18 protein-coding genes are annotated in these 20,102 nt (G+C 71.5%); 14 read left to right on the forward strand and 4 right to left on the reverse strand.

What is annotated here, in order from left to right; all coding sequences use genetic code 11:
* The 4 genes from ACRDSK_RS19370 to ACRDSK_RS19385 form a co-directional block, all read left to right on the forward strand.
* The coding region (locus ACRDSK_RS19370) for a lipopolysaccharide biosynthesis protein (protein ID WP_431442529.1) at positions 1–1,001 on the forward strand (1,001 nt) is incomplete at its 5' end.
* Between the two features lie 55 nt (positions 1,002–1,056).
* The gene (locus ACRDSK_RS19375) at positions 1,057–1,824 is read left to right on the forward strand and encodes a glycosyltransferase family 2 protein (protein ID WP_431442531.1); all 768 of its coding nucleotides are present in this window, start codon (positions 1,057–1,059) and stop codon (positions 1,822–1,824) included.
* A complete protein-coding gene (locus ACRDSK_RS19380; RefSeq protein WP_431442534.1) occupies positions 1,821–2,204 on the forward strand; it encodes a DUF2304 domain-containing protein in 384 nt (127 codons plus the stop codon). Before ACRDSK_RS19375 ends, ACRDSK_RS19380 begins: the two co-directional genes overlap by 4 nt.
* Complete coding sequence (locus tag ACRDSK_RS19385; protein ID WP_431442536.1) at positions 2,204–3,100, forward strand: glycosyltransferase family 2 protein; 897 nt, start codon at positions 2,204–2,206, stop codon at positions 3,098–3,100. The genes ACRDSK_RS19380 and ACRDSK_RS19385 overlap by 1 nt, the downstream gene beginning before the upstream one ends.
* A 3-nt stretch (positions 3,101–3,103) precedes the next feature.
* Here ACRDSK_RS19385 and ACRDSK_RS19390 read toward each other — a convergent pair whose 3' ends face one another.
* A complete protein-coding gene (locus ACRDSK_RS19390) occupies positions 3,104–5,125 on the reverse strand; it encodes a DUF6541 family protein (protein WP_431442538.1) in 2,022 nt (673 codons plus the stop codon).
* 284 nt (positions 5,126–5,409) lie between these two features.
* On the opposite strand from ACRDSK_RS19390, the gene ACRDSK_RS19395 reads away from it, so the two are divergent.
* The 4 genes from ACRDSK_RS19395 to ACRDSK_RS19410 all read left to right on the forward strand — a co-directional run bounded on the left by ACRDSK_RS19395 (position 5,410) and on the right by ACRDSK_RS19410 (position 13,033).
* Positions 5,410–8,235 carry a PQQ-dependent sugar dehydrogenase gene (locus tag ACRDSK_RS19395; protein WP_431442541.1) on the forward strand — a complete coding sequence of 942 codons (2,826 nt, stop codon included), beginning with the start codon at positions 5,410–5,412 and terminating at the stop codon, positions 8,233–8,235.
* Between the two features lie 169 nt (positions 8,236–8,404).
* On the forward strand, positions 8,405–10,369 hold the full coding sequence (locus ACRDSK_RS19400) for a glycosyltransferase (RefSeq protein WP_431442543.1): 1,965 nt from the start codon (positions 8,405–8,407) through the stop codon (positions 10,367–10,369).
* Between the two features lie 43 nt (positions 10,370–10,412).
* Entirely contained in the window at positions 10,413–11,036 is a 624-nt protein-coding gene (locus ACRDSK_RS19405; protein WP_431442545.1) for a flavin reductase family protein, read from the forward strand.
* A 92-nt stretch (positions 11,037–11,128) separates the two neighbouring features.
* Positions 11,129–13,033 (forward strand): glycosyltransferase, encoded by a 1,905-nt coding sequence (locus ACRDSK_RS19410; RefSeq protein ID WP_431442547.1) that lies wholly within the window; start codon positions 11,129–11,131, stop codon positions 13,031–13,033.
* Between the two features lie 73 nt (positions 13,034–13,106).
* Here the strand turns inward: ACRDSK_RS19410 and ACRDSK_RS19415 are convergent, their stop codons facing one another.
* The gene (locus tag ACRDSK_RS19415; RefSeq protein ID WP_184811055.1) at positions 13,107–13,310 is read right to left on the reverse strand and encodes a cold-shock protein; all 204 of its coding nucleotides are present in this window, start codon (positions 13,308–13,310) and stop codon (positions 13,107–13,109) included.
* Positions 13,311–13,490: 180 nt separating this feature from the next.
* On the opposite strand from ACRDSK_RS19415, the gene ACRDSK_RS19420 reads away from it, so the two are divergent.
* Positions 13,491–13,835, forward strand: a complete 345-nt coding sequence (locus ACRDSK_RS19420) for a hypothetical protein (RefSeq protein ID WP_431442549.1) — start codon at positions 13,491–13,493, stop codon at positions 13,833–13,835.
* A 10-nt stretch (positions 13,836–13,845) separates the two neighbouring features.
* On the opposite strand, the gene ACRDSK_RS19425 is transcribed toward ACRDSK_RS19420, so the two are convergent.
* Both ACRDSK_RS19425 and ACRDSK_RS19430 read right to left on the reverse strand, forming a co-directional pair.
* The gene (locus ACRDSK_RS19425; RefSeq protein ID WP_431442551.1) at positions 13,846–14,331 is read right to left on the reverse strand and encodes a SixA phosphatase family protein; all 486 of its coding nucleotides are present in this window, start codon (positions 14,329–14,331) and stop codon (positions 13,846–13,848) included.
* Positions 14,332–15,183 carry an HAD family hydrolase gene (locus tag ACRDSK_RS19430; RefSeq protein ID WP_431442553.1) on the reverse strand — a complete coding sequence of 284 codons (852 nt, stop codon included), beginning with the start codon at positions 15,181–15,183 and terminating at the stop codon, positions 14,332–14,334.
* 50 nt (positions 15,184–15,233) lie between these two features.
* On the opposite strand from ACRDSK_RS19430, the gene ACRDSK_RS19435 reads away from it, so the two are divergent.
* The 5 genes from ACRDSK_RS19435 to glf all read left to right on the forward strand — a co-directional run bounded on the left by ACRDSK_RS19435 (position 15,234) and on the right by glf (position 19,927).
* Positions 15,234–15,812, forward strand: coding sequence for a hypothetical protein (locus ACRDSK_RS19435; protein WP_431442555.1), 579 nt, complete (start codon positions 15,234–15,236; stop codon positions 15,810–15,812).
* Positions 15,813–15,823: 11 nt separating this feature from the next.
* Positions 15,824–16,699: an LLM class flavin-dependent oxidoreductase gene (locus tag ACRDSK_RS19440; protein ID WP_431442563.1), complete on the forward strand. Its 876-nt coding sequence runs from the start codon at positions 15,824–15,826 to the stop codon at positions 16,697–16,699.
* A 17-nt stretch (positions 16,700–16,716) separates the two neighbouring features.
* Complete coding sequence (locus tag ACRDSK_RS19445) at positions 16,717–17,898, forward strand: PQQ-binding-like beta-propeller repeat protein (protein ID WP_431442557.1); 1,182 nt, start codon at positions 16,717–16,719, stop codon at positions 17,896–17,898.
* 168 nt (positions 17,899–18,066) lie between these two features.
* Complete coding sequence (locus ACRDSK_RS19450; RefSeq protein WP_431442559.1) at positions 18,067–18,684, forward strand: endonuclease; 618 nt, start codon at positions 18,067–18,069, stop codon at positions 18,682–18,684.
* Positions 18,685–18,712: 28 nt separating this feature from the next.
* A complete protein-coding gene (gene glf, locus ACRDSK_RS19455; RefSeq protein ID WP_431442561.1) occupies positions 18,713–19,927 on the forward strand; it encodes a UDP-galactopyranose mutase in 1,215 nt (404 codons plus the stop codon).
* Positions 19,928–20,102: the final 175 nt, after the last annotated feature.

The following is a 20,102-nucleotide window of genomic DNA, read 5'->3' on the forward strand; positions in this document are numbered from 1 at the left end:
CCCCCGCGACGGTGCCGGCCGTAGCGCCGGCCGAGCCGCGCACTGGCGCGGATGTCGCGCAGGCGGCGGCGTCGGCCGCCGAGCCGGCGGAGTCGACTGAGCCGTCCGTCGGTGTGGACGTGGCTGCGGCGTCGGCCGCTGCGCCGATCGATCGGGCCGAACCGTCGGCCGGCGTGGATGCTATGCGGGCGTCGTCGGCCGCTGTGCCGGCCGAGCGGTTCGAGCCGCCTGCCGGGACTCCGACTGCGCGGGCCACATCGCCGGTCGACCGGGCTGAGCCGTCCGCCGACGCGGCCACTGCGCCCCCTTCGCCGGCAGCGGCGCCGGTCACCGTCGGGCGGATGGCGCGCGCGCTGTCCTACCTGGTCGGCGGCACCGCGTTGATGCTCGTCGTGATGAACCTGGCGCCGATCGTCGTCACGCCGCGCCTCGCCGGCGACGCCGCCACCGCGGCCGCGTTCGCGTCGGCGTTCGTGCTCGCGCGCATCCCGCTCTTCCTCTTCGCCCCCGTGCAGGCCGTGCTGTTGCCCGCGCTGACCCGGGCCGCCACCCGCGGCGAGCTCGGCGAGGTGCGAACGACACTGCGACGAATCCTGCTGGCCGTGGCGGTCATCGGGTGCGCCGGCGCGCTCGCCTCGTTCACGGTCGGGCCTTGGGCGGTGCAGGTCCTGTTCGGCGCGGAGGTGCGGCTCTCCGGCGCTGTCGTGGGCCTGCTCGGCGTCGGCACCGTCGGGCTGATGGCCGCACAAATTCTTCAGCCGGGACTGGTGGCCCTCGGCCGGCACCGGGTCGTCACCGGCGCCTGGCTCGCCGGAACTGTGGTGCTCGTCACGCTGCTGGCGCTGCCCGGCGACCCGATCCGAGCCGGGGTGATCGCACAACTGGCGGCCGCCGCGGTGGTCACGACGGCCATGTCGACCGTGCTTCACCGGGCGCTCGGCCGAAGGGACAGAAAGACAAAATGCCTGGTCGGAGCGGGTGTCCGATCAGGTGAGCAGTGATTAAATTGTAATCTAACGGTGACCACTATGTGATTGTGTCCGCTAACCTAAGTCCGTGAACACATCGCCCGCCTTACGACCGCTGATCGTCGTTCCGGCCTGGAACGAGGAGCTCTCGGTGGGCGAAACGGTGCAAGAGATCCGCGCCGCGACCCCGGATATTCCGGTCCTCGTAGTTGATGACGGCTCCACGGACCACACGGTTCACGTGGCCCGACTGGCTGGGGCCCGCGTTCTGGTCCTGCCCTTCCGGCTCGGCGTCGGCGGCGCGATGCGCGCGGGCTTCCGCTACGCCGTGCGGCACGGCTTCGACGCGGCCGTCCAGGTCGACGCGGACGGCCAGCACGACCCGCGCCAGGTGCCTGCGCTGCTCTCCGAGCTCGGCGACGCCGAGGTGGTCATCGGCGCCCGGTTCTGCCACCCCGCCGACGGGTATCACGTGCGCGGGCCGCGCCGGTGGGCGATGGTCGTGCTCTCCAAGATCCTCTCCCGGCTGACGAAGACCCGGCTCACCGACGCCACCTCCGGCTTCAAGGCCACCGGCGGGCACGCGCTGCCGCTGTTCGCCGAGCACTACCCGGACGAGTACCTGGGCGACACCGTCGAGTCGCTGGTCATCGCCGTGCGCGCCGGGTGCGCGGTGACGCAGGTGCCAACCCGCATGCGCCCCCGCCGCGGCGGCGAGCCCAGCCACAACCCGTTCAAGTCGATGATCTATCTCGGCCGTGCCACCATGGCGCTGCTGCTCGCGCTCATCCGCCGCTGGGACCTCTCGACGACCGCGCCGGCCCCCCTGCGGACGGTCGAGGAAGGTCTTACGTGACCGACAACAACTACCTGATCGCCCTGGTCGGCAGCGTGCTGATCCTCGCGGGCATCGTGGAGTTGTTGCGCCGCCGCCAGCTCAAGGAGAAGTACGCGGTCCTGTGGCTGATCGTCGGCCTCGTGCTGGTCGTCTTCACCGCCTTCCCCGCCCTGCTCACCCGCATCTCGTCCGCGCTCGGCGTCGCCGTGCCGACGAACCTGCTGTTCTTCGTCGCGATCCTGTTCCTCGTCGGCGTCGTGCTCCACCTGTCCTGGGAGGCCTCCCGGCTGGAGTCCGAGACCCGCAAGCTCGCCGAGGACCTGGCGATCATGCGGATGGACCTCAACGAGCTCAAGCGCGAGAAGGAAGCCTCCGAGGACGGGCTGCCGACGGACTGATGAGTACGACGGTCGACCTCCTCGTGCCTTTCTACGGCGACGCCGCGTTGCTGCGCGAGGCCGTGGCCAGCGTGCTCGCGCAGGACGACCCGAACTGGCGGCTCACCGTGGTCGACGACGGCGGCCCGGACAAGAGCCCCGACGCACTCGCGGACCGGTTCGCCACCATCGGCGACGAGCGGGTCCGCTACCTGCGCAACCCGGAGAACCTCGGCCTGACCGGCAACTTCAACCGCTGCCTCGAGCTCGTCGAGCACGAGCTGGCCGTCCTGTTGGGCTGCGACGACCGGCTGCTGCCCAACTATGTCGGCACCGTCCGCGCCGCCTACGCCGCCCACCCGGACGCCGGCATCGTCCAGCCCGGGGTGCGGGTCATCGGTGGCGACGGCGAGCCGGTGCGGACCCTGGTCGACGAGGCCAAACGCCGCGTCTACGCCCCGAAGGTGACCGGCCGGCGGACGCTGGCCGGCGAGGAGCTCGCGGTCAGCCTGCTGCGCGGCGACTGGCTCTACTTCCCGTCGCTGGCCTGGCGCGCCGACGCGCTCACCGCGGTCCGCTTCCGCCCGGAGCTGCGGGTCATCCAGGACCTCGCGCTGCTGGTGGAGCTGGTCGTGCGCGGTGAGCGGCTGGTCGTCGACGACACCCTGTGCTTCGAGTACCGCCGGCACGCCGCGAGCGAGTCGTCCGCGACCGCGTTCGACGGGTCCCGGTTCACCGAGGCCGGCGAGTTCTTCGCGGACACCGCGGTGCGGCTGGCCGAGCACGGCTGGCCGCGGGCCGCCCGGGTGGCCCGCCGGCACGTGTCGTCGCGGCTGTTCGCGCTCACGATGCTGCCGCAGGCGCTGCGCCAGCGCGCCGGCGTGGGCGCGCTGGCCAGGCACGTGTTCGGTGCCTGAGATTCAGCCGGCCGGCTGCTCGCCGCTCGCGCAGCCGGTGATCCGGTAGAGCTTGCTCGCCCCGGACGAGTCGACGAGCTCGAAGCCGTCCCCGGCGAACGGGTCGGCGAGGCCTTCGTAGTACTCCCACTTCTTGTCGGCGGTGCGGAACTCCGCGCCGCCGATCAGCAGGTAGTCGACGTTCAGGTTGTTGACCGCCTCGCACACCTCGGGCTCGGACATCAGTTCGTCGAGGTGGCCGGCGATGAGGTCCTGCTGCTCGCTGGTCGTGTTGCGGAAGTGCGGGAACAGCACCTTGCGGTCCTCCAGCGCCCACAGCAGCGAGCTGCCGTTGAACGGGTTGCCGGCCACGACCGCGTCCGGCGGGATCTCGCGGGCGATCCGGTCGTAGAACTCCCGCATCTCCTTTGTCAGCAGCACGCCGACCGGCCGCTTCGGGTCGTAGCTGATCGCGACCCGCTCGTACCGGTCGTCGGGGTAGAGCCCGCCGGTGCCGAGCACCAGCAGCAGCGTCAGCCCGATCGCCATGGCGACGCCGGGAACGCCGGCGAGGCGCCGCCGCCACCCGGACGCGGCCGGGGCGCCCTCGGCGGAGGCGGAGGCGGAGGTCGACACGCTGCCCAGGATCTTGCCGGCCAGGAACACGATGCCGGCCACCGCGAGCGGGACCCCGGTGATCGGCAGCATGGCGGCGAGCCGGTGCGCGTCGTTGTACCAGTAGCCGGTGAACTTCTGGGTGTCCATCCGGTTGATCGACGCGGTCAGCACGTAGAGGAACGTCGTCGTGACGTGCCCGGCGACGACCAGCCACAGCACCGGCCAGCGGCGCGCGGCGAAGATCCCCAGGATCACCACGACCGACAGCAGCCAGAGCGCCTCGTGCCGGTGGGTCGCGTTGAGCAGCGCGTCGCCGACCGCGTTGGCCGGCGTCTCGAACGGTGGCCAGTACTGGTCGCGGGTGCTCGCGAACTTCGGCGTGCTGGCCGCCCACCACCAGGCCACCGAGAACACCGCGATGAATCCGAGCGCCTCGACGAGCCCGCGCACCTGCCGACCCTCGCCGCGCAGCCGCCACGAGCGGGCGCCGACGCGTGCGGCGACCGGGAACAGCGCCAGCACGACGAGGGAGAACAGCACGTTCGGGTGCGCGAAGCCGGCCGCGACGAAGCCGACGACGAGCGCGAGCCAGGCGCGGACCTTGCCGATCGTGTCGTCCTTGGCCCAGCGGGTCAGCGTGAGCACGACCGCGAGCAGGGCCGGCGCGATCGACATGCCGAGCAGGTTCGGCCACAGCACGCCGAAGCCGAGCAGGTCCCAGGGGAACGCGGTGAACCCGATGCTCAGCGTCCCGGTGACCGCGAGCGCGGCGAGGTTGCGGCCGAACAGCTGGCGCACCAGCAGCAGGCAGGACAGCGGCCACAGCACCACGGTCGCCGCCATGGTGACCGCGTTCGCGGCGAGCGGGATGTCCGTGCCGCCCGACAGCATCACCAGCGACGCGACGTCGTGCCAGGCGCCGGGGTAGAAGAAGCCGGGCACGTCGGGGTTGCCGAGCGCGCTCATCGACAGCGAGGAGGCCTCGCGCGAGTCGTTGATGTAGGCGAGCGCGTTGTAGTGGAACACCGCGTCGTAGGTCTGGGACAACATGTCCGGCGCGCCCATCGCCTGCACGATCGTCGCCATGCCGAGCACCAGTGCGGGCAGCAGGCCGAGACCCGCGGCCAGGGTCAGCCGGCGCGGGTCGGGGTCGGTCGCGAGGAACGCCTTGCGGCGCAACAGGAACCCGACCACGCCGACCACGGCGACGGCCGCGGCGGTCACCACGAGCGCGAAGCCGACCGACCAGCCGATGCCCAGCAGCCCGCCGAGTACCGCGGACGAGGCGATCAGCGCGATGCCCACGACCGGGGCGAGTCCCCACGCGGTCACCCCGCGCAGGCCCAGCAGGTAGGTCATCAGCAGCCCGGGCACCAGCAACCAGGCGATGGTGACGAGCGCGACCGGCGCGGCGTCGATCCAGTTCATCGCGCGTCTTACCTCGTATTCCTCGGCCGGCGGGGCCGGCTTCCGCGGCCGTCGGCCGGCATGGCGCGGCCGATTCTATGGAGCCGCACCGGACCGGGTCGGGCCGACCTCGTGAGGGCACCTAGAGTCACCGCTCTATCGAGTGGCCGAGCAACTCTGGGTAAGAACTTTCTAACTATTTGGCAAATCAAACCCGTGACGACGAAACGTCAACCTCGGTCGGGCGATAGGGAGTCGGAGGGCTCTGCCTCAGAGTCGCCTCGGATCGTGGTGAGGAGTCGGGTGTGATCACTCAGCGTCGGCAGGTCGGGCTGTTCGTCGTGCTGGCGATGGTCGTGGGGCTGGTGGCCACGGGCGCGACACCGGCGGCCCGCGCCGCCGAGCGGGCGCTGCCGCCCGACTTCGTGCTCCGCGACATCCCGACCGGGATGCGCGCCGCGAGCGGCGCGGACCCCGGCGACCTGCTCACCGACTTCGTCTACCTGCCCGACGAGAGCGTGCTGGCGGCCGGCAAGTTCGGCAAGGTCACCTGGACGCCGCGCGGCGGCGAGCCCCGCCAGATCGCGATGCTGCCGACCAACGCCACCGGCGACCTCGGCCTCGCCGGCATCGCGGCCGCCGCGGACTACGCGACGAGCCGCACCGTCTACACCGCCCGCGCGGTGCGGGACACGGGTTCCGGCTCCGGCGCGAACGGCGTGCTGCGGCTGAGCAGGTGGACGATGACGGTCGACGGCCTCGGCCAGCCGAGCGGGCTGACCGGCGAGCAGACCCTGCTGCAGACCTCGGCGGACTCCTCCGTGCACGGCATCACCGGCCTGGTGGCCGCGCCGGACCGGACGGTCTGGGTGAGCCTCGGCGACTCGGCCGACTACCGCACCGTCGACCGGCTCGCGCTGCGCGCGCAGGACGTGAACGACCCGCACGGCAAGCTGCTGCACCTGACGGCAGACGGCGCCGGCGTGGCAACCAACCCGTACTTCGACGCGAGCGCCCCGCGCGCGAACCGCAGCCTCGTGCACGCCAGCGGTTTCCGCAGCCCGTTCCGCTTCAGCCTCGAGCCAGGCACCGGCCGCCCGGTCCTCGGCGACGTCGGCCAGGGCAAGACCGAGGAGGTCGACCTCGTCGCGCCGGGCAACAACTACGGCTGGCCGTGCTGGGAGGGCATCGACCGCACGCCCGGCTACCGCGACCTGCCCGAGTGCGCCGGTAAGTCCACCGCGCCCCCGCTGTGGACCTACCCGCACGCCGGCGGCGGCAGCGTCACCGGCGGCGTGCACTACACGGGCTCCAGCTACCCCACGCAGTACCGCGGCCGCTACTTCTTCGGCGACTACGTCTTCCGCAAGATCTGGTCGATGGCCTACGACGAGCAGGGCCGACTGACGACGCCGCCAGAGTCGGCCGGCTTCGGCACCGAGATCGGCTACCCGGTCAAGTTCGCGACCGTGCCCACCGGCGGGGACATCGTCTACGCCGACATCCGGGCCGGCGTCCTGCGCCAGCTCGTCCACACCAAGACCAACCAGCCGCCGACCGCGGTCATCACCTCGACCGCCGACCCGGCCACCCGCACGGTCACGTTCGACGCGAGCCAGTCCCGCGACCCCAACGGCGACGTGCCCACGTTCCACTGGGACTTCGGCGACGGCGGCGGCGCGGACGGCGCCCGCGTCAGTCACGCCTACGCCGCCGGCCAGGAGAGCTTCGAGGTCACGCTGACCGCGACCGACCGGCAGGGCGCGAAGGGCACCGCCCGCGCGACCGTGTACCCGGGTAACCACGCCCCGGAGATCACGCTGCAGGCGCCCGATCCCGGCCGGACCTTCGCGGTCGGCGACGTCGTGGCCGCCGACGCCACCGCCGCCGACGCCGAGGACGGTGCGGTCCAGGTTCGCTGGTCGACGATGATCGTGCACTGCGCGGACGCGGCCAGCTGCCACGAGCACCCCGGCGACGGCCAGCAGGGACCGCAGTTCCGGCTGCCGTTCGAGGGCCACCCCGGCGACAGCCGGCTCGAGGTCACCGCGATCGCGACCGACGGCCGGGGCGCCACCACGACGAAGACGTTCGCGGTCAAGCCGAAGCAGCGGCGCGTGACGATCCGGAGCACCACCGAGGCTGCCTTCACGATCGGCGACGAGCAGACCGCGTCCGGCCTGTTCACCGTGGGCACGCCGCTGACGATCATCGCGCCGGCCGAGGCCCTCGACGGCGTCGCCACGTTCGACAAGTGGGGCGACGGCAACACCGAGCGGGTCCGCCAGCTGACGCTGCCCGACGCCGACCAGACGCTCGACGTCGGGTACCTGACCCCGATCGACCGCCGCTACGCCTCCGACGCCGCGATCCGCGGGGTGCTGGGCGACCCGGTCGAGGTGGAGCAGGGCGACTCGGCGGTGCGTTGGCGGGTCTACGAGGGCGGCCGGCTGTACTGGTCGGAGGCGACCGGCGCGCACCTGATGGCCGGCGCCATCCTCACCGCGTACCTGCGCCTGAGCGGGCACCTGGTGCTCGGCCTGCCCACCACCGACGAGACCGCCGGCGCGAACGGCGGCCGGTACAACCTGCTCTCCGGCGGCCGCGGCTTCTACTGGTCGGCCGGGACCGGCGCGCACTACGTCGCCGGGTCCATCCACATCCGCTACCGCGCGATGGGCGCCGAGGGCTCCTCGCTCGGCTACCCGACCACGGACCAGGGCCGGGTCACCGACGGCTACTACAACAAGTTCACGGGCGGCGCGATCTACGCCAAGAACGGCCGGCCCGCGTTCAGCCTCAGCGGCGCGATCCTCAACAAGTGGAACGCGCTGGGCGGCGTCGGCGGCCGGCTGAAGTTCCCGGCGGCCAACATGCTGCGCACCGGCGACGGCCGCGGCTACTACTGCAACTTCGAGGGCGGTTCGATCTACTGGTCGTCGCCAACCGGCGCGCACAGCGTCACCGGCGGGATCCGCACCAGGTGGCGGGCGCTGGGCGCGGAGACGTCCTACCTCGGCTTCCCGACGAGCGACGAGTTCGCGATCACCGGTGGCACGCGGGAGAACTTCCAGCACGGGTACATCACCTGGAACCGCGCCACCGGCAAGATCGTCGACCGACGTTACTAAAGAGCCCGATTCGAACACTCCGGCAAGCGGTCTCCTGATGAACACGGTGACCGGTTTTGAATCGGGCTCTCTGGTCCGTTGTGACCTAACGGTGATCCGTCAATCCGCCGAATGTAGGCTGCGCGCCAGGGAAAGGCCCGAATGCAGGCCCACGGAGGACTGAACACGAATGCCCGCTAGCAGCCCGATCACCAGCGACGCAGCGACCGCGCAGCCGGCGGCGAAGGGTGACGAACGCCTCGTCGAGCACGTGCCGAGCGGGCGGCTGGTGGCCCAGCGCGGCCTGTTCCGCGGCCCCGACCCGGTGTGCCCGGAGGACCTGTACGCGCAGGTGACCTACGGCAGCGCGTTGCGCGAGCGGCAGCGGATGGTGGTGCACGCCGGGTCCGAGGTCACCACGGACACCTACTTCGGCCGCTTCCCGGCGAGCTACTGGCAGCGCTGGACCGTCGTGAGCTCGGTCGACATCGAGGTCACCGCGTCGGGCTCGGGCCGGATCTCGATCGTCGCCTCCGACGTCGAGGGCGAGACCCGGACCGTCGCCGCGCAGCAGCTCTCCGACCTGCGCGGCGAGTCGGTCACGCTCACCACGCCGCTGGACAAGTTCGTCGACGGCGGCTTCCTGTGGGCCGAGTTCACCGCGGACGAGGACGACCTGGTCGTCGAGCGGCTGCGCTGGACGGTCGAGCCGCCGCACCGGCTGCGCCCCACCGCGGTCGTGATCTGCACGTTCAACCGGGCCGACGACTGCACGAAGACGCTCCAGTCCCTGGGCGGCGACCCGGAGGCGCTGGATGTACTGGACGCCGTCTACGTGGTGGACCAGGGCAGCGACACCGTCGAGTCGCGGCAGGCGTTCCCGGACATCGAGAAGGCGCTGGACGGTCGGCTGCGCTACCTGCGCCAGCCAAACCTCGGCGGCGCGGGCGGGTTCGGCCGGGGCATGTACGAGGTGACCGAGGCCGGCCGGGTCAACAAGGACGCCGAGCACGCGAACCTGCTGTTCATGGACGACGACGTGCTGTGCGAGCCGGAGATCGCGATCCGGCTGACCGCGTTCGCCAACCGCACTCCGGAGCCGACGATCATCGGCGGCCAGATGCTGCGGCTGCTGCACCCGACCGTGCTGCTGGCCGGTGCCGAGTACGCCGACTTCGCCCAGCTCAAGCCGGGCCGGGTGGTGCTGAACGCGCTCGACGACGTGGACCTGCTCGCCGAGGAGGTCGACGAGGAGGGCGTGCCGACCGGCAAGGTCAACCGCGGTGACCGGCGCGTGGACGCGGCCTACAACGCCTGGTGGTCCTGCCTGATCCCGGCCGAGGTGGTGGCGAAGATCGGGCTGCCGCTGCCGCTGTTCTTCCAGTGGGACGACGTGGAGTACGGCTACCGCGCGCGGGCGGCCGGCTTCGCGACGGTGACGCTGCCCGGCGCCGGCCTGTGGCACGCGGACTTCGACTGGAAGGACGCGGACAAGTGGAACGAGTACTTCGCCGTCCGTAACTCGATGATCGTGAGCGCGCTGCACGCGGAGATCGATCCGAAGCACACCGCGCGGGTGATCACGTCCCGGATCTCGCGGTACCTGCTGACGATGCAGTACGGGCTCGCCGCCACGATCCTCAAGGCGGTCGAGGACTTCCAGCGCGGGCCGGAGTTCCTGCACGACGGCGGCGCGGGCGCGGTGAAGGAGATCTTCGCGCTGCGCAAGCAGTATCCGGACACGGTGATGCACAAGGCGGCCGACGTGCCGGGCCTGAAGTCCGGCCGGATCCCGCTGATCCAGGCAGGCCCGAAGCCGACCCGCAACCGGATGGTCATGGTCAAGCGGCTCGTGTACCTGGCGCTGGGCCGCACGGTGCACCCGGTGGGCGCGGTGTCCAAGAAGGACGCGACCTGGTGGCACGTCTCGCAGTTCGCGACCGCGGTCGTGACGGACGGCTCGCAGGAGGGCGTGCGGCTGCGCAAGCGGGACCGTCAGACGACGATCCGCCTGACGAAGCAGACCGCGCGGGTGCTGCGCCGGCTGGTCGCGGACATGCCGCGGCTGCGCCAGGAGTACCGCGCCGCGGTGCCCAAGCTGACCAGCCGGGACAACTGGCGCCGGCTGTACGGAATGGACGAACGCCGCGGCTGATTCCCGCCAGCGCACCGCCCGCGACCTGGGCAGACTTGGTGTCATGCATCGAGTCGCACCGCTCAAGGTCCTGTACTTCGGCACGCCGGTCGTACTGATCAGCTCCCGCAACGAGGACGGCTCGGCCAACCTCGCGCCGATGTCGTCGGCGTGGTGGCTGGGGCAGACGTGTCTGCTCGGCCTGGCGGAGACGTCGCAGACGGCGGCGAACCTGCATCGCGAGGGCGAGTGCGTGCTGAACCTGCCGTCGTCGGCGCTCGTGGACGCGGTGGACAGCATCGCGCTGCTGACCGGTCGCCCGGAGGTGCCGGCGCACAAGGTGGCGCGCGGCTACACGTTCTCGCGCACGAAGTTCGCCGCGGCCGGCCTCACGGAGCAGCGGTCGGACCTGGTGTCGCCGCCGCGGGCGCGGGAGTGCCCGATCCAGCTGGAGTGCACGCTCTCCGCCGCGCACCGGGTGGAAGACGGGCTGACGGCGTTCCAGGTGTCGGTGGCGCGCACGCACGTGGCCGAGGAGCTGCTGATTCCCGGCAAGGACTACGTAGACCCACTGGAGTGGGACCCGCTGCTGATGAAGTTCTGCGAGTACTTCGGCGAGGCGGAGAACCTGCAGCCTTCGCGACTGGCAGCAGGTTGGCGCATGCCGCACTCCCTCCCGGCTGCCTGATCCGGGAAGAAGGGCCCCGGACCCGGACACTCGAAGCGAGCCAGGACTGGTGCGTCCGAACGGGCCAGCGGCCGGTGGCTACCATGCCCAGCATGGCTTCCCGTGATGCGAACGAGGGCGAGTACGACCACAACCGCGTGCTGCAGCGGGTCATCCTGCCGCGCGACTCGGATCCGCTGGACGTCCGGCCGCTCTACCTCGACGAGCCGGAGGGCACGCACAGCCACGTCGCCGGGCGGCGCGACGTCGTGGTGCCGGCCTCTGCGCGGGTGTCGTTCGCGTCCTACTTCAACGCGTTTCCGGCCTCCTACTGGAAGCGCTGGACCCGCGTCCAGCACGTCACGCTCCACCTGAGCGTCCGCGGCGGCGGACGGGTCGAGGTGTACCGGTCGAAGCCGAACGGCGACATCGCCCACGTCACCGGCGAGGCGGTGCACGCCGGGGACGAGTGGCGGACGCTGGAGTTCCGCGTCGACCTGGCGCCGTTCGAGGACGGCGGCTGGGTCTGGTTCGACGTGTTCACCGAGGACCGCACGCTCGAGATCGCGAACGCCGTCTACCTCGCCGACGAGCCGCTGGCGCCGCAGAAGGTCGCGGTCGGCATCACCACCTTCAACCGGCTCGACGACTGCGTGGCCACGCTGATCGCGCTCGGTGAGGACCCGGCGGTGCTGGACGTGGTCGGGAAGGTGTTCGTCGCCGACCAGGGCAGCCGCAAGATCCGCGAGCACGAGCGGTTCGCCGAGGCGCGGGAGGCGCTCGGCGGCCGGCTCGAGGTCATCGAGCAGGCCAACCTCGGCGGCGCGGGCGGGTTCACCCGCTCCCTGTACGAGTCCGTCGAGCACACCAAGCCGGGCGTGATCGACCAGGTCCTGCTGATGGACGACGACATCGCGCTGGAGCCGGACTCGGTCCTGCGCTCCAACGCGTTCGCCCGGGCCCTGAAGAAGCCGGCCATCATCGGCAGCACGATGTTGAACCTGCAGGTCCGCTCCCGGCTGCACACCAACGGCGAGGTCGTGGACCTGGCTTCGTTCGTGTGGCGGCGGCCGCCGGGCGCGGTGTGGGACCACGACTTCGCGACGAACTCGCTGCGCGATACCCGCGCGCTGCACAAGCGCATCGACGCCACCTACAACGGCTGGTGGATGTGCCTGTTCCCGCGCGAGGTCATCGAGCGCAACGGGCTGCCGCTGCCGCTGTTCATCAAGTGCGACGACGCGGAGTACTCGCTGCGCGCGCTGGCCAAGGGCATCCCGACGGTGACGCTGCCCGGTTCCGCGGTCTGGCACGAGCCGTGGACGGACAAGAGCGACACCAAGGACTGGACCGTCTACTTCCACCTGCGCAACCGGCTGATCATGGCCGCCCTGCACGCCCCGCACGACATGCGCAAGATGCTGCTCGCGCAGGGCGCCCGGACGACCGCGCGGCGGCTGCTGTCGATGGAGTACTCGACGGTGGCGCTGGAGATGAAGGCGGTCGAGGACTTCATGGCCGGCCCGGAGCGGCTGTTCGACATGCTGGCCACCGCGCTGCCCGAGGTGCAGCGGATCCGCAAGCAGTACACCGACGCCCAGTTCCAGCCCTCGGCCGGCGACTACCCGCCGCCGACGTTCGACATGGCGCGGGCCGAGGCGATGCTGCGGCCGCCGGCCAGCGCGCGCAAGATCGCGCTGCGGGCGGGCAAGGCCGTGCTGCACAACCTGCGCTCGCCCGCGCCGGACACGAGCGAGCGCCCGCAGGTCAACATCCCCGCGCACGGCGCGCGCTGGTTCCTGCTGGGAAACCTCGACAGCGCCACGGTTTCCAACGCGGACGGCAGCGGGGTGGCGTTCCGGCGCCGGGACCCCAAGCTGTTCCGCGAGCTGTCCGCCCGGGCCGCGCAGAACTACCGGCGCCTGGCCACCGAGTGGCCGCGGCTGGTCGAGCAGTACAAGGCCGCGCTGCCCGAGCTCTCCTCGGTCGAGGCGTGGCGCAAGTACTTCGAGAGCTGAGCGGAAACACTGAGGGCCACCTGGTCGGATGACCCAGGTGGCCCTCAGTGGTGCGAAGTCCAGACTTGAAAAGTCAGACGGCGCGGACTCCGGTCGCCTGCGGGCCCTTCTGGCCCTGGCCGATCTCGAACTCCACGCGCTGGTTCTCGTCCAGGCTACGGAAGCCCGAACCCTGGATCTCCGAGTAGTGCACGAAGACGTCAGCGCTGCCGTCGTCCGGCGCGATGAAGCCGAAGCCCTTCTCGGAGTTGAACCACTTCACAGTTCCCTGTGCCACTACGTTCTCCTGAACACCAAAAATTGCAAGCCGCCGCGGTTGCGACAACCCCTGGCCGCGTTCCGCGAGCGTGATCGAACACGAACCCAAAATTACGACCAGGGCACAGTGAACCACACGCAAGCCAGTCGCCGCACCAGAAGGGTTGCGGCCGATCACGCACTGGGAGACGCTCATCAGGTGAGCGAGCTCGCTAGTGACCAGCCCCAATCCATCGCCCTCGACCTCGACGAAGCCGGAGTATCGGTCGACCTGCCCAAGCCCTCCCACCAGGAGGATCAGGTCTACGGCGTTCCCTATCGCCCGGTCGAGTTCCGCGACGACGACCTGCCCACCGCCCTGGAGCGATCGGCCGCCTGGCTGCGCCGGACCCAGGAGTGGCTCGGGGAGCCGGTTGACGTGATCGCCATCCACCTCGACTACGACGACAGCGACGGCTCCCCGTACTACGACGTCAAGCTGCTCTGCAACGAGGAGGACCTCGCCGGCGCGCCGATCGCCTTGCGCACGGTCAAGGACAGCTAGCTTCCTGCCTTCATCCCCTGGGCGTGGCGTGTGCGACAAGCGCGGCGCGCCGGGTCCACACGTCCGCCCAGGTTCCCTGCCACCGCACCACGGCGACCGACGAGGTCTTCATCTCGACGCTCTCGTTCGTGAGCGTCTCGACGAGCTCCGTGAGCCCCGGATTGTGCCCCACCAGCGCGGCGGTGCCTACCTCCTCGCCGATCTCGTCCAGCACGGCCATCAGGCCCCGCGGCTCGGCGGCGTAGACCCGCTCGTCGTAGCGCGTGGTGACCTTCGACCCGGTCTTCTCCGCGGCGAGCCGCCAGGTCTGCCTGGCCCGAGTGGCCGACGAGCAGATGACGAGGTCGATTCCGTCGACGTTGTCGGCGAGCCACCGTCCCACGGCCGGTGCGTCCCGGCGGCCGCGCTCGTTGAGCGGCCGTTCCTCGTCGGGCACTCCCTGTCCCCAGTCCGACTTGGCGTGCCGGATCACGACGAGTGTTCGCTGATCGGCCATTCAGAACCACCGTTCCAGTACCTGTGCCAACCCGTCCTCGGAGTTCGGCGCGGTGATCTCGTCCGCGGTGGCCAGCACGTCGTGGTGGGCGTTGGCCATGGCGACCCCGTGCCCGGCCCACCGCAGCATCTCCACGTCGTTGGGCATGTCCCCGAACGCGACGACCCGCGAGGCGGGGACGTCCAGCCGCTCGCACACCTCGGACAGCCCGGTCGCCTTCGTGACGCCGGCCGCAGACAGCTCGATCAGCCCGCGGTTGGTCGAGAAGGTGATCTCCAGCCTCGCGCCGTTGAGCACCGACCCGGCGGCGTCGGCGAGCTCGTCGCTGGACAGCTCGTGGTGGCGGATCAGCAGCTTGGTCGCCGGGTGGCCCAGCACCTCGGCGGTCGGCACCTCGTTGTTCTCCCCGTCCATGCCGCCTTCCGGGGCGTCCCTCGGGTTGCCCCACGGGTTGCGGAACCCGGGCTCGGTCGCGAACGCCGCCGGCACCCCCGCCGCCGACACCGGGCCGACCGCGGTCCGCTCGGCGGCCACCCGGATGTCGGGCAGCAGCTTGCGCAGCGCGTGCGTCACGTCGTGGAGCTGCATCGGCGAGAGCCCGCGCACCGACAGGATCTCCTCGGCGCCGATGTCGTACACCGTCGCCCCGTTCGCGCACACCGCGTAGCCGGTCAGCCCGGCGGCCCGGGCCACGGGCGGCACCCACCGCGGCGGCCGGCCGGTGACCAGGACGAACGGGGTGCCGGACGCGACGACCCGGGCGACGACGCCGGCTGTCCGCGGGGTCACCTTCTCCAACGGGTCGAGCAGCGTGCCGTCCACGTCGGAGGCCACCAGCTTCGGTCTGTCCACGTGCCCCATCTTCCCTGCTGAGTGTCGGTCCCTTCGACTACGGTTCGTGCGTGAGCTACGGACCACAGCCCGGCTACCCGCAGCAGCCCAACTACGGGCCCCCGCCGGGCTACCCGGGACACGGCTACGGGCCGCCGCAACGATACGGGCCGCCCAGCACCGCCCTGGCCTACGTCAGCGCCCTGCTGTTCCTGATCTGCGGCATCCTGGCCCTGGTCATCGCGATCGTCGGCTGGGACGGCACCACGGACAACGTCGACCTGCTGGTGGCGCTCGTCGGACTCGCGTTCTCCGACGACCTCACCGGCAACATCGACTTCGCGGTGGCGGCGACCATGACGGTCGCCTGCTCGACGCTGACGTTCGCGCTGGCCCTGTTCGCGCGGCTGGACTTCCTGCGCTGGCTGCTCGCGTTCGTCGGCGGCGTGGTCACCGTGTACTACGTCTACGCGATCATCAAGACGCTCGCCGACGGCGGCGGCGAGTTCATCGCGATGATCATCGTGTCGTTCCTGCTGTGGGCCGCCGCGACCGTGGTCGTGCTGCTGCCGGCGACCGGCCGGGCCATGCGCGGCTACCAGCGCAAGCTCGGGCAGTACCCGCCCCAGCAGATGGGCTACCCGTACTGATGCGGGACGGCATGCGCGTCGGCATCGTCATCCTGCCGGAGTACCGCTGGCTGCTGGCCGAGCCCAAGTGGCGGGCCGCGGAGACGTACGGCTTCGACCACGCGTGGACCTACGACCACATCGGCTGGCGGTCGCTGGTCGACGGCCCGTGGTTCGACGCCGTCCCGACGCTGACCGCGGCGGCCATGGTCACCCGCCGGATCCGGCTCGGCACCATGGTCGCGTCGCCTAACTTCCGCCACCCGGTGCCCTTCGCCCGCAGCCTGCTCGCACTCGACGACGTGTCCAGCGGCCGGTTCACCCTCGGCGTCGGCTCGGGTGCCATCGAGGGCTACGACAACGTGGTGCTCGGCGGCGAGGCGGCGACCACGCCGGGGCGGGTCGAGCGGTTCACCGAGTTCCTCACCCAGCTCGACTCGCTGCTCACCGAGAAGCGCACCACGATCCGCGGCGAGTACTTCAGCTCCGTCGACGCCCGCTCGGCGCCCGGCTGCGTGCAGCACCCGCGACTGCCGTTCGTGGTCGCCGCGAACGGGCCGCGCTCGATGGACCTCGCCGCCCGCTTCGGCCAGGGCTGGGTCACCACCGGCCGCCGCAAGGACCGCGGCGAGGACGCCGGCGAGGCGTGGTGGCGCGGCGTCGGCGAGCTCGCCGCACGGTTCGACGAGAAGGTCGCCGGCCGCGCCGACGTGCACCGCTACCTGTCCGTCGACGCCGGGCCGGCGTACGCGCTGTCCAGCGTGGAGTACTTCCGCGACGTGCTGGGCCGGGCAGCGGAGCTGGGCTTCACCGACCTGGTCACGCACTGGCCCCGGCCCGACGGCGTGTACGCGGGCCGGCTGCGGGTCCTGGAGGACGTCGCCGCGAACGTCCTGGCGCGGCGCTAGGTCCCGGTCCCAGGTCCATGGCCGGCAACCCGTGGTCCAAGGTCGCGCTCGGCGCGCTCGCGGTCGTCGCCGCGGCCGCCGTGCTGGTCGTCGCGACCGACGAGCCGGCGCCCGACCCCGCACGCCCCGAGCCGACCCGCTCGGCCGACCCCGACGGCGCGACCGAGCTGCTCGGGGACGGGCCCGCGTGGACCCAGCCCGGCAGCCCGGTGGCAACCCCGGGCAGCCCGGGAGTGCGCAACGGGCTCGTGCTGCTCCAGCGCGAGGAGGGTCGCGGCGAGCTGGTCCTCGTCGATCTCCGCACCGGCGAGCCGCGCTGGTCGCTGCCGTTCGACTCCGCGCTGGCCGGCAGCGCGGAGCGTTTCGCGGGCGGCGGGATCCTCATCGGGAACGGCGTCCTGGTCCGGACCCGGACCGGCGTCGCGCTGCTGTCGCTGGAGACGGCCAGCCTGCGGTGGCGCGCGGACGTCCGCTCCGGCGCGGGCGAGCGGTACGTGCTCGCGGCCGCGAACGACGAGACCGTGCTGGTCACGGTCGGCCCGACCCGCGGCGGCCCGCCGCGCGTGCTCGCCCTCGACGCGGGCACCGGACAGCGGCGCTGGGAGCGCGCCGGCCTGATGCCGCACGGGATGGCCGGCGGTGTCGTCGTGGGCGAGACGGCGCCGGGCGGCACGGTGGCCGCGTGGTCGACGGCCTCCGGCGCGACCGCGTGGACGCTGGCCGGCTTCGCCTCCGCCCGAGTCGCGCTGACCGCGGACGACGACGTGCTCGTGGAGGGCCGCACCGACGCCGGCGAGCCGGTCCGGCGGGTGTATGAGGCCAACGACGGCGAGCAGCTGGTCGAGCTCGGCGATCCCGGTGTCGGCGCGTGCGCGACCGACGGGGTCAGGCTGATCGCCTGCCCGCGGGCGAACGGTCCGCGCGACCGCGTGCTCCAGACGTTCGACGTCGCGGACCGCCGCACGCGGACGCTGTCCGGCGAGTTCCGGCCGGAGTTCGTCTGCCTCGTCGGGCCGGACCACGTGTTCGCCGCGAGCGCGGAGGCGTACTTCGTCGTCGCCCGCGGCGGTGCCCTCGTCGCCCCCGACCTGCCCGGCCGGCCGGTCGCGGCGACCGAGGACCACCTGCTCCTGCGCAGTGACGTCGCCGGGGACACCGCCGACCCGCCGCTGACGTCCGCGTACCGGCTGAGGAAGTGACGCCCGGCGTGGAACCCCCGGGGGGTCTCGGGCGTCTGTCTAGTTGAGGCGACAAGCCGGAGGAATCAAGGGGAAAGCAGGACAAGGGGAGCAGGGAGCCAGAACCCCCGCACAGGGATGGTGCGGGGGTTCTCGCGTGTTCGCGCCTCGCGCGGGTAACCCAGGCGCATGGCGACACAGAAGGACACGGTGCGCAGGCTGCTCGACCGGGCCGGCCGCACCTACGCCGCCGAGGCCGGCATCAACCTCGCCGACAAGCCCGCGCCGCTCTACCGGCTGCTCGTGCTCGGCGTACTGCTCTCCACGCGCATCTCCGCGGACATCGCCGTGGCCGCGGCCCGTGAGCTGCGCGGGTACGGCACCCCGCGCAAGATGCTCGACGCCACCTGGCAGCAGCGGGTGGACGCGCTCGGCCGGGCCCACTACGTCCGCTACGACGAGAGCACCGCGACCGCGCTGGGCGATGGCGCCCGGCTGCTGATCGACGAGTACGGCGGCGACCTGCGCAAGATCCGGGACGGGGAGGTCCGCGAGCAGCTGCGGAAGTTCCCGCGCCTGGGCCCGGTCGGCGCCGACATCTTCTGTCGCGAGGCACAGGCGGTCTGGCCCGAGCTGCGGCCCTACCTGGACCGCAAGACCCTCGACGGCGCCCGGCGCGTCGGCCTGCCCGCCGACGCCGCCAAGCTCGCCCGCCTGGTCGACGGTCCGGACCTCGCCGGGTTCTCCGCCGCCCTCGTTCGGGTGAGCCTTGACAAGAAGCTTGCCGACCAGGTGCGTGAGGGGTGACCGGAGCGCGCAGGTAACCTGGCTGCCCGTGAGCGCACCGGTGAACGACGCAAGCAGCTACTCCGGCTACGACCTGGTCATCGTGGGGTCGGGGTTCTTCGGCCTGACCATCGCCGAGCGGGTCGCGACCCAGCTGGACAAGCGGGTCCTGGTGCTGGAACGCCGGCCGCACATCGGTGGCAACGCCTACTCCGAGCCCGAGCCGGAGACCGGCATCGAGGTGCACCGCTACGGCGCGCACCTGTTCCACACGTCCAACAAGCGGGTGTGGGACTACTGCAACCAGTTCACCGAGTTCACGAACTACCAGCACCGGGTGTTCGGCAAGTACCAGGGCCAGGTCTACCCGTTGCCGATGAACCTGGCGCTGATCAACCAGTTCTTCGGCAAGTCGCACACCCCGGACGAGGCGCGCAAGCTGATCGCCGAGCAGTCCGCGGAGATCGACACCAAGGACGCGCAGAACCTCGAGGAGAAGGCGATCTCGCTGATCGGCCGTCCCCTGTACGAGGCGTTCATCCGCGGGTACACGGCCAAGCAGTGGCAGACCGACCCGAAGGAGCTGGGCGCCAACATCATCACGCGCCTGCCGGTCCGCTACGACTTCACGAACAAGTGGTTCAACGACACCTACGAGGGCCTGCCGGTCGACGGCTACACCGCGTGGCTCGAGAAGATGTCCGCCCACCACAACATCGACGTCCGGTGCGAGGTCGACTACTTCGACGTCCGCGAGCACATCCCGGCCGGCACCCCGACCGTCTACACCGGACCGCTGGACCGCTACTTCGACTACTCGGCGGGCCGGTTGTCCTGGCGCACGGTCGACTTCGAGCAGGAAGTGCTGCCCACCGGTGACTTCCAGGGCACGTCGGTGATGAACTACAACGACGAGGAAGTGCCCTACACCCGGATCCACGAGTTCCGGCACTTCCACCCGGAGCGCAAGCACTACCCGGACGACAAGACGGTCATCTTCCGCGAGTTCTCCCGCTTCGCGAAGGACGACGACGAGCCGTACTACCCGATCAACACGCCGGAGGACCGCGCCAAGCTCGAGCAGTACCGCGAGCTGGCCAAGCGGGAGGCGAAGGACCGCAACCTGATCTTCGGCGGCCGGCTGGGCACGTACAAGTACCTCGACATGCACATGGCGATCGGCTCCGCGCTGTCGGTGTTCGACAACAAGGTCGCCCCCCACCTCACCGAGGGCGCACCCCTCGACGGCTCCCTGGACGGCTGATGACCACCACCGCCGAGCGCGTCCGGCAGCGCAGCGTCGAGCCGGGCACACCGCCGCCCGAGCCGGAGCGGTCCGTCGAGGTCGCCGCGCTCGCCCGGGTCCAGCGCACGATCGGCCGCGAGCCGGTGGTGCGCGCGGCGCGCGGGCTGTCGCTGTTCGGCGAGCACGCCGGCGG

Source organism: Actinophytocola sp. (assembly GCF_050699915.1).
Classification (GTDB): domain Bacteria; phylum Actinomycetota; class Actinomycetes; order Mycobacteriales; family Pseudonocardiaceae; genus Actinophytocola.